This window comes from Hydrogenophaga sp. (assembly GCF_018780385.1).
Classification (GTDB): domain Bacteria; phylum Pseudomonadota; class Gammaproteobacteria; order Burkholderiales; family Burkholderiaceae_C; genus Hydrogenophaga.
The window spans coordinates 1-7,614 of sequence record NZ_JADMJO010000123.1 but is presented as its reverse complement, the minus strand read 5'-3'; the positions used below and the strand labels follow the sequence as shown (position 1 = coordinate 7,614).

Annotated in this window: 7 protein-coding genes and 2 pseudogenes; 4 read left to right on the top strand and 5 right to left on the bottom strand. The window is 64.7% G+C overall.

Going from position 1 to position 7,614, the window contains the following annotated elements:
- Window positions 1-110, bottom strand: a pseudogene (locus IV113_RS23915) (DUF58 domain-containing protein); the annotation flags it as partial.
- A 73-nt stretch (window positions 111-183) separates the two neighbouring features.
- Window positions 184-1,104 (bottom strand): MoxR family ATPase, encoded by a 921-nt coding sequence (locus IV113_RS23910; protein WP_291090595.1) that lies wholly within the window; start codon window positions 1,102-1,104, stop codon window positions 184-186.
- 26 nt (window positions 1,105-1,130) lie between these two features.
- Between IV113_RS23910 and IV113_RS23905 the strand changes: the two genes are divergently transcribed.
- From IV113_RS23905 to IV113_RS23895, 3 genes are read left to right on the top strand one after another with little or no spacing between them, the layout of a single operon-like run.
- A complete protein-coding gene (locus tag IV113_RS23905; protein ID WP_291090593.1) occupies window positions 1,131-2,084 on the top strand; it encodes a histone deacetylase family protein in 954 nt (317 codons plus the stop codon).
- A gap of 35 nt (window positions 2,085-2,119) precedes the next feature.
- Window positions 2,120-2,932, top strand: coding sequence for an enoyl-CoA hydratase (locus tag IV113_RS23900; protein ID WP_291090592.1), 813 nt, complete (start codon window positions 2,120-2,122; stop codon window positions 2,930-2,932).
- 23 nt (window positions 2,933-2,955) lie between these two features.
- The gene (locus IV113_RS23895) at window positions 2,956-4,287 is read left to right on the top strand and encodes a mechanosensitive ion channel domain-containing protein (protein ID WP_291090590.1); all 1,332 of its coding nucleotides are present in this window, start codon (window positions 2,956-2,958) and stop codon (window positions 4,285-4,287) included.
- Here IV113_RS23895 and IV113_RS23890 read toward each other — a convergent pair.
- The 3 genes from IV113_RS23890 to IV113_RS23880 form a co-directional block, all read right to left on the bottom strand.
- Window positions 4,264-5,559 (bottom strand): TRAP transporter large permease, encoded by a 1,296-nt coding sequence (locus tag IV113_RS23890; RefSeq protein WP_291090588.1) that lies wholly within the window; start codon window positions 5,557-5,559, stop codon window positions 4,264-4,266. The genes IV113_RS23895 and IV113_RS23890 overlap by 24 nt on opposite strands.
- Window positions 5,556-6,086 (bottom strand): TRAP transporter small permease, encoded by a 531-nt coding sequence (locus IV113_RS23885; protein WP_291090586.1) that lies wholly within the window; start codon window positions 6,084-6,086, stop codon window positions 5,556-5,558. The genes IV113_RS23890 and IV113_RS23885 overlap by 4 nt, the downstream gene beginning before the upstream one ends.
- Window positions 6,087-6,163: 77 nt before the next feature.
- Window positions 6,164-7,177 carry a TRAP transporter substrate-binding protein gene (locus tag IV113_RS23880; protein WP_291090584.1) on the bottom strand — a complete coding sequence of 338 codons (1,014 nt, stop codon included), beginning with the start codon at window positions 7,175-7,177 and terminating at the stop codon, window positions 6,164-6,166.
- A gap of 358 nt (window positions 7,178-7,535) precedes the next feature.
- Here IV113_RS23880 and IV113_RS23875 point away from each other — a divergent pair.
- A pseudogene (locus IV113_RS23875) lies at window positions 7,536-7,614 on the top strand (electron transfer flavoprotein subunit beta/FixA family protein); the annotation flags it as partial.

Here is a 7,614-nt window from a genome sequence, read left to right as displayed (position 1 = left end):
AGCATCCAGCCCGGGCGCGTGGGCAGGATGTAGACGTTGCGCTGGGTCAGCGTGAGCGTGTCGGACTTGGGCAGGCGGCTGTGCCACCAGGACTGGAGGTGGGCGCGCATCGAGCGCCACGGATGTCGCCAGGTGTTTGAAGGCAAGGCGCCAGCGGGCGGACGCTGAACAGAGGCAACCATGTCAAGGCAAAGGGATCGCTTCCAGCATGGCTCGCACCTGTTCAACAGGCCCGCGCCCCGCGTCGCGCACGGGAATCAGTCGATGCGCCACGGTCTGCGGCAGGATGGCGGCGATGTCGTCGGGCGCCACGTAGTCGCGTCCGCTCAAGTAAGCCTGCGCCTTCGCCGAGCGCACCACGGCGAGTGCGGCGCGTGGCGACAGGCCCTGCGCAAACCATTGCCCGTTGCGCGTGGCGGCCACCAGGTCTTGCAGGTACTCCAGCACCGGCTCGGCGGTGTGCACCTGGCTCACCGTGTGCTGCAGGGCGGCGAGGTCGGCCGGGGTGAGGGCGGGAGGCAGCTTGTCGAGCATGTCGCGGCGGTCCTGGCCACGCAGCAGTTCGCGCTCGGCGGCGCGGTCGGGGTAGCCGATCGACAGGCGCATGTGAAAACGGTCCAGCTGCGATTCGGGCAGCGCGTAGGTGCCCAGCTGGTCGTGCGGGTTCTGCGTGGCAATGACGAAGAAGGGCTCGGGCAGCGCGCGTGTTTCGCCTTCCACCGTCACCTGCTTTTCTTCCATCGCTTCGAGCAGGGCACTCTGGGTCTTGGGGCTGGCGCGGTTGATCTCGTCGGCCAGCAGCACCTGGGCAAACACCGGACCAGGGTGGAACACGAACGCTTCGCGGCCACGCTCGTAAATTGACACCCCCACCAGGTCGCTGGGCATGAGATCGGCGGTGAATTGAACGCGCGAAAACTGCAGGCCGAACGAGCGCGCCAATGCGTGCGCCAGGGTGGTCTTGCCGACGCCTGGAACGTCTTCGATCAAGAGGTGTCCACCGGCCAGCAAGCAGGCCACGCAGTCGGAAACCTGCTGGGATTTGCCCACGATCACCGTGTTAAGCTGATTCAGCAACTGTTGGATTTTTGTGTCGGCTTGCATGCCGCGAACCTTACCGTAAAACCGTTATGGGCCAGGCCACCGGGTATTTCACCCACAAGGATTGTTGGAGGCACGAAATGGGCGCCGGTCACCCGGAATGCCCAGAGCGTCTGGACGCGATCGAAGACCGTTTGCTCATGAGCGGACTCGACGTGGCACTGGAGCGCCGCGAGGCCACCGCCGCCTCCATGGCCGACCTTGAACTCGCGCACGGCCGCATGCATCTCGCATCGCTGCGCGGCCTGAGCGACAACTTGCGCGACGACATCCAAGCTGGCGGCCCGAGCCACGCTCAAGTCGACCCCGACACCTCCATCAACGTGCACAGCTGGGACGCCATCCTCATGGCCGCGGGTGCTGCCATCGACGCCACCGACGCCGTGATGGCCGGCGAAATGCCCAATGCCTTCTGCGCGGTGCGCCCACCCGGCCACCACGCCACGCGCAACCAGGCCATGGGTTTCTGTTTCGTGAACAACGTGGCCGTGGCCGCCAAGTACGCGCTGGAGCGCCACGGCTTGAAACGCGTGGCCATCATCGACTTCGACGTGCACCACGGCAACGGCACCGAAGACATCGTCGCGGGCGACGAGCGCATCCTCATGTGCAGCTTCTACCAGCACCCGTTCTATCCACTGTGTGAACACGCCACTGCGGCCAACCTGGTCAATGTGCCGGTGCCGGCCTACACCAAGGGCATGGACATCCGCGAGCTGATCGACATGACATGGCTGCCCCGGCTCGACGCGCACAAGCCGCAGATGATCTTCATCAGCGCGGGCTTCGACGCCCACCGCGAAGACGACATGGCGCAGCTTGGTCTGGTCGAACAGGACTACGCGTGGATGACGATGCGGGTGAAGGAAGTCGCGCAGCGCCACGCGAAGGGCCGCATCGTGAGCTGCCTCGAAGGGGGTTATGCACTGAGCGCGCTGGGCCGCAGTGTGGAAGCGCACTTGCGGGTGCTGGCCGACGTCTGAACTTCTGCGGCGGACGGGCGTCCGATAATGTTCCGATGACCCACCCCGCATCCCCTTCATCCCCAATGGCCGACGGCGCGGTGCTGCTGCACGCCCGCGACGAGCGCGGCGTTCACACCCTCACCCTCAACACGCCACGCAGTTTCAACGTGTTGTCCGAAGCGATGCTCGCGGCGCTGCAGGCGGCCGTCGACGCGGTGGCGGTCGATCCGCAGGCCCGCATCGTCGTGATCGCAGCCAGTGGCAAGGCCTTCTGCGCCGGGCACGACCTCAAGGAAATGCGGGCGCACCCCGAGCTGGCGTACTACCAGGCGTTGTTTGCGCGCTGCTCGCGCCTGATGCTCGCCATCCGCAAGCTGGAGGTGCCGGTGATTGCGCGCGTGCAAGGTCTGGCCACCGCCGCGGGCTGCCAGTTGGTGGCGCAGTGCGATCTGGCCGTGGCCAGCGAGAACGCGAGCTTCGGCGTGAACGGCATCGACGTGGGGCTGTTCTGCGCCACACCGGGCGTGGCCCTGTCGCGCAACATCCTGCCCAAGCAGGCCATGGAGATGCTGCTCACGGGCGATTTCATTTCCGCTGACGAGGCATGCGCTCGGGGTCTCGTGAACCGGGTGGTGGCCTCCGACGCGCTGGACTCGGAAGTGGCTGCGCTGGTGGATCGCATCCTCGCCAAACCGGCCGACGCCATCGCCATGGGCAAGGCACTGTTCTACCGCCAGCTGGAGACCGGCATCGAATCCGCCTACCAGCTCGCCGGGCAGACCATGGCCTGCAACATGGCGCACGACGTGGCGCAAGAAGGCGTGCAGGCCTTCATCGACAAGCGCGCGCCGAACTGGCGTGCCTGAACTTCCCAATCTGTTTTCTTCCCATGGCCATCACCGCTCCCGCTGCCCCGAAACCCATCGACGACTTCAGCCTCTGGCTGTCCGCCTTCACGCAGCCCACCGTGCTGACCGAACTGGGTGCGCTGGCGGTGTGCATTGCGCTGGCGCTCGGCGTCACCTGGCTGCTGCGCCGCGCGCTGCGCATGCAGGACGAGAGGACCTCGGTGCTGTTTGGGCGTCGTCTCATCGACGGCGTGATGTTCCCGCTGTTGTTGCTCATGCTGGCCTATGTGGCACGCGCGCTGCTGACGGCCGTTCTGCCGTTGGCGGCTTTCAAGGTGGCGATTCCCGTGCTGGTATCGCTCGTGGTGATTCGTGTGGGTGTGAAGGTGCTGCAGGTGGCGTTTGCCACCGCGCCGTGGGTGCGCGCGCTGGAGCGCACGATCTCCTGGATCGCCTGGCTGGCCATGGTGCTGTGGGTGAGCGGCTTGCTGCCGGTGGTGCTGGCCGAGATGGATCAGATCACCTGGAAGATCGGCGCCACCACGCTGAGCCTGCGCACCACGATCGAGGGCATCCTCACCGCCGGTGCGGTGTTGATCTTGTCGCTGTGGGTGTCTGCGGCCATCGAGACGCGCCTGCTGCGCAAAGCCGCGGGCGCCGACCTCTCGCTGCGCAAGGCCGCCAGCAACGCCACGCGCGCGCTGCTCATGTTCGTCGGTCTGATCATCGCGTTGTCGGCCGTGGGCATCGACCTCACCGCGCTGTCGGTGCTCGGTGGCGCTGTCGGTGTGGGCATCGGCTTTGGTTTGCAGAAGCTGGCGTCCAACTACGTGAGCGGGTTCGTGATCCTGGCCGAACGTCGCATGCGCATTGGCGACAACGTGCGGGTGGACAACTTCGAAGGCCGCATCCTTGACATCAACGCCCGCTACACCGTGATCCGTGCGCCCACGGGACGCGAGTCCATCGTGCCCAACGAATTCATGGTCATCAACCGGGTGGAAAACCTCTCCACGGCTTTGACGCGGGTGTGGCAGACCACGGTGGTGTCGGTCGCCTATGGCAGCGACGTGGAACACGTGAGCGCGCTGCTGCTGAACGCGGTGCTGGTGCAAGACGACGCGCTGAAGGAGCCTGCGCCACTCGTTGCTCTGTCAGCCTTCGGTGCTGATGGTCTGGAGTTCACCGTGGGTTACTGGATCGAGTCGGGCGACAACAGCGATCAGCTGCGGTTGCGCTCGCTCGTCAACCGCCGCATCCTGCAGTCGCTGCAAGCGAACGGCCTCGACATTCCGTACCCGCAACGTGTGGTGCACCTGCAACCGGTGCCACCCGCCGGGCCCTCGGGCTCAGCGGTTCATGAATCCCGGTAGCCACAGCGAGATCGCGGGGAACGCGATCAGGATCCCCAAGCGCACGATGTCGGCCATCACGAACGGCCAGACGCCCTGGAAGATGTGTTTGAGTTTCACCAGCGGCAGCAGGGAGTTCATGACGAAGAGGTTCATGCCCACCGGCGGCGAGATCATGCCGATCTCCACAATGGTCACGATCAGGATGCCGAACCACACCGGGTCGAAGCCCAGCCCCGTGATGACCGGGAAGAACACGGGGATGGTCAGCAGCACCATCGACAGCTCTTCCATCACCAGGCCCAGCAGCACGTAGATCGTCATCATCACCACCACCACCATGATCGGGCTCGGACTGAACTGCAGCAGGAAGTCGCGCAGGTCGCTTGGCATGCTGGTGAAGTTGATGAAGCTGGTGAAGACCATCGCGCCGATCAGGATGGTGAACAGCATGGCCGTGGTGCGGGTGCTCTCCACCAGGATGTCGAGCAGGATGCGCGGCGTGAGCGCGCCGCGGAACAGCGCGAAGAAGAACGCGCCCGCTGCTCCCACGCCAGCGCCTTCGGTGGCGGTGAACACGCCGCCGTAGATGCCGCCGATGACCAGCGCAAACAACACCGCCACGCCCCAGATGCCACGCACCGCGGCCAGGCGCTGGGCCCAGTTGAAGCGCTCGGCGGGTGGGCCGGCTGCCGGGTCGCGCCAGGTGATGTAGACCACGGCCAGGCACAGGCAGATCATGGCCACCAGCCCGGGCAGGATGCCGGCGATGAACAGCTTGCCGATATCGGTCTCGGTGATGATTCCGTAGATGACAAGGATGGTGGACGGCGGGATCAGGATGCCCAGCGTGCCGCCCGACGCAATGGCGCCGGTGGCCAGCGTGTCCTTGTAGCCGTGCCGTTTCATCTCGGGGTAGGCCACGCGCGTCATGGTGGCGGCCGTGGCGATCGACGAACCGCAGATGGAGCCGAAGCCGCCCGAGGCAATGATGCTGGCCATGGCCAGGCCGCCCTTGCGGTGGCCCACGAATGCGTTGGCCGCGGTGTAGAGCTCGCGCGCCATGCCGGCGCGGGCGACCAGATTGCCCATGAGGATGAACAGCGGGATCACCGACAGCACATAGGCGAAGCCGGTCTCGAAAATCACCTGGCTGGTGCTGGCAAATGCCGGCTGCCAGCCACGCATGAGGCCCAGACCCGCCACGCCGGCGATGGCCATGGCCAGCGCCAGGGGAATGCGCAGGAAGGCCATCGCGAAGACGGCCAGGAAACCCAGTGTCGCCTCGGTCATGGCGTGGCTCCGTCCAGATCGGCGGGCAGCTCGGCGGGTGGTGGGTGGTGGGGCGAGGGCACCGGCACCACAACAAACACGAACAGCAGATGCACGGCCGCCGTGATGGCGAGGAAGAGCGCCATCATCCAGGCCACGGGCGCGATGGAGACCTGCAGGTAGACGGTGGTGTCGCCATATTCGGCGAAACGGTCGGCGCGTGTGCTCATGAGGTAGGCGAGGAAGCCGAAGCCGCCCGCGCAGATCAGGTTGACCAGGCGCGACTGGATGCTGCGCACCCAGTCGGGCAGGAAGGTGTCGAGCGAGTCGAACACGACGTGTTCATTGCGCCACGACACCATGGGCAGCGCACCGAAGATCACGATGACCATGAGGATTTCGGTGATCTCCAGGCCGCCGGGCACCGAATGGCTGAAGAAGCGCCGACCGGTCACGTCCACCAGCGTGAGCCACATGATGGCAAACAGGGCCATGGCTGCCATGAGTCCGGTGGACCAGCGCAACCCGCGATCGATCGTCTTGAGCATGATGAATCTTGATGTGAAAAGGCCGGCTGTGCGGTCTGCTCAGCCGGCCCGGCAAGGCCACACGGGTGGCCTGGGAGTTACTTGACCTTGGCGATCTCTGCGCGGAATTCGCTCAGGACGCCCTTGGGATTCTGCAGTCCCTTGACCTGGGCGCTGGCCGCCCACTTGGTCTCCAGGTAGTCCTGCTTGTCCATCACGGCCTTCACGAACGCCTTGTCGGCGGTGATGCGGGCAACCCCCTGGCTCTTCTGCAGTTCGCGGCTGGCCGCGTCCACCTTGTCCCAGCCGCCACCGAACAGGCGCGCAGCCGGCTCACCCGAGAGTTTGTCGACCACGGCCTTGTCCTGCGCCGACAGGGCGTTGTACTTGGCCGGGTTCATCATGAAGACGAAGCTGGTGTTGTACAGGCCGCCGGGGAAATCGGTGGCGTGCTTGATCATGCTGAGCTTGAACGAGGCGATCGATTCGTCGGGGAAGAAGGTGCCGTCCATCACGCCGGTGGAGAGCAATTCGAACGACTCGGGCGCGGCCTTGAGCGTGGTGTTCCAGCCCATCGCTTTGGAGAGCTCGTTGATGTTGCCGCCGCCGATGCGGAACTTCAGGCTCGCAGCCTCGGCGGCCGAGGTCACCGGTTTTTTGCTGTTGAAGATGACGCCGGGGCCGTGGGTGAACACCGCCAGCACCTTCACACCGCGGTGCTCGCCCAGGGGCGCGAAATACTTGCTGTAGACGCGCTGGTAAGCAACCGAGGTGGCCACTGCGTTGTTGCCGAGAAACGGGAACTCGGCCACCTGGGTGTTGATGAAGCGTCCGGGGGTGTAGCCGTCCACCGTGTACGAGATGTCGGCCAGGCCGTCACGCACGGCGTCGAAGGTGCCGGGTGCGGCCACCACGCCCTTGGGCAGGATGTTGCACTTCATGCGGCCGGTGCTTTCCTTTTCCAGCATGTCGCACCACGTCTTTTGCGAGGTGCTCAGCGTGTGGGTGGGTGGCAACCAGCTGGAGACGGTGAACACCGTCTGGGCCGACACCAGGCCGCTGGCGAGCAGCGTGGATGACAAGGCCAGTGCAACGAGGGGACGTGACTTCATGCGGGAACTCCTGTGTGCGGGTGCAAGGTGGTTGCAGAGAGATGGTTGCTCAACATAAACAAAATCGGCAGATTCAATGTAGGCCAGTTCCCTGCTTCGGCATCTCATGGCTTACCCGAATTCACCGACCCTTCGGTCGGTGAATTCGCACGACTGTGAGCGAAGGTGGTGGAAATAAGGGCTTTGTGGGTTCGCGGCGTTCTCCTATAATCGTCAAAAAGCACGACCGTTCTTTTTTCTCGGATCCCGATTTGTCCCCCGCCTGACCGTCCTTGATAGGGGCGGGGCATACAATCCTTGAGTTGACGTGCACGTCAATTCGTGACGACATTTTTCCAATCATCAGGAGCAACCCAACATGAAGGTCATCGTCCCCGTCAAGCGCGTGGTGGATTACAACGTCAAGGTGCGCGTGAAGAGCGACGGCAGTGGCGTGG

Excerpts from the sequence above, each read along its gene's own strand:
- IV113_RS23910 (WP_291090595.1), bottom strand. The coding sequence starts at position 1,104 with ATGCAAGCCGACACAAAAATCCAACAGTTGCTGAATCAGCTTAACACG.
- IV113_RS23905 (WP_291090593.1), top strand. The coding sequence starts at position 1,131 with ATGGGCCAGGCCACCGGGTATTTCACCCACAAGGATTGTTGGAGGCAC.
- IV113_RS23900 (WP_291090592.1), top strand. The coding sequence starts at position 2,120 with ATGACCCACCCCGCATCCCCTTCATCCCCAATGGCCGACGGCGCGGTG.
- IV113_RS23895 (WP_291090590.1), top strand. The coding sequence starts at position 2,956 with ATGGCCATCACCGCTCCCGCTGCCCCGAAACCCATCGACGACTTCAGC.
- IV113_RS23890 (WP_291090588.1), bottom strand. The coding sequence starts at position 5,559 with ATGACCGAGGCGACACTGGGTTTCCTGGCCGTCTTCGCGATGGCCTTC.
- IV113_RS23885 (WP_291090586.1), bottom strand. The coding sequence starts at position 6,086 with ATGCTCAAGACGATCGATCGCGGGTTGCGCTGGTCCACCGGACTCATG.
- IV113_RS23880 (WP_291090584.1), bottom strand. The coding sequence starts at position 7,177 with ATGAAGTCACGTCCCCTCGTTGCACTGGCCTTGTCATCCACGCTGCTC.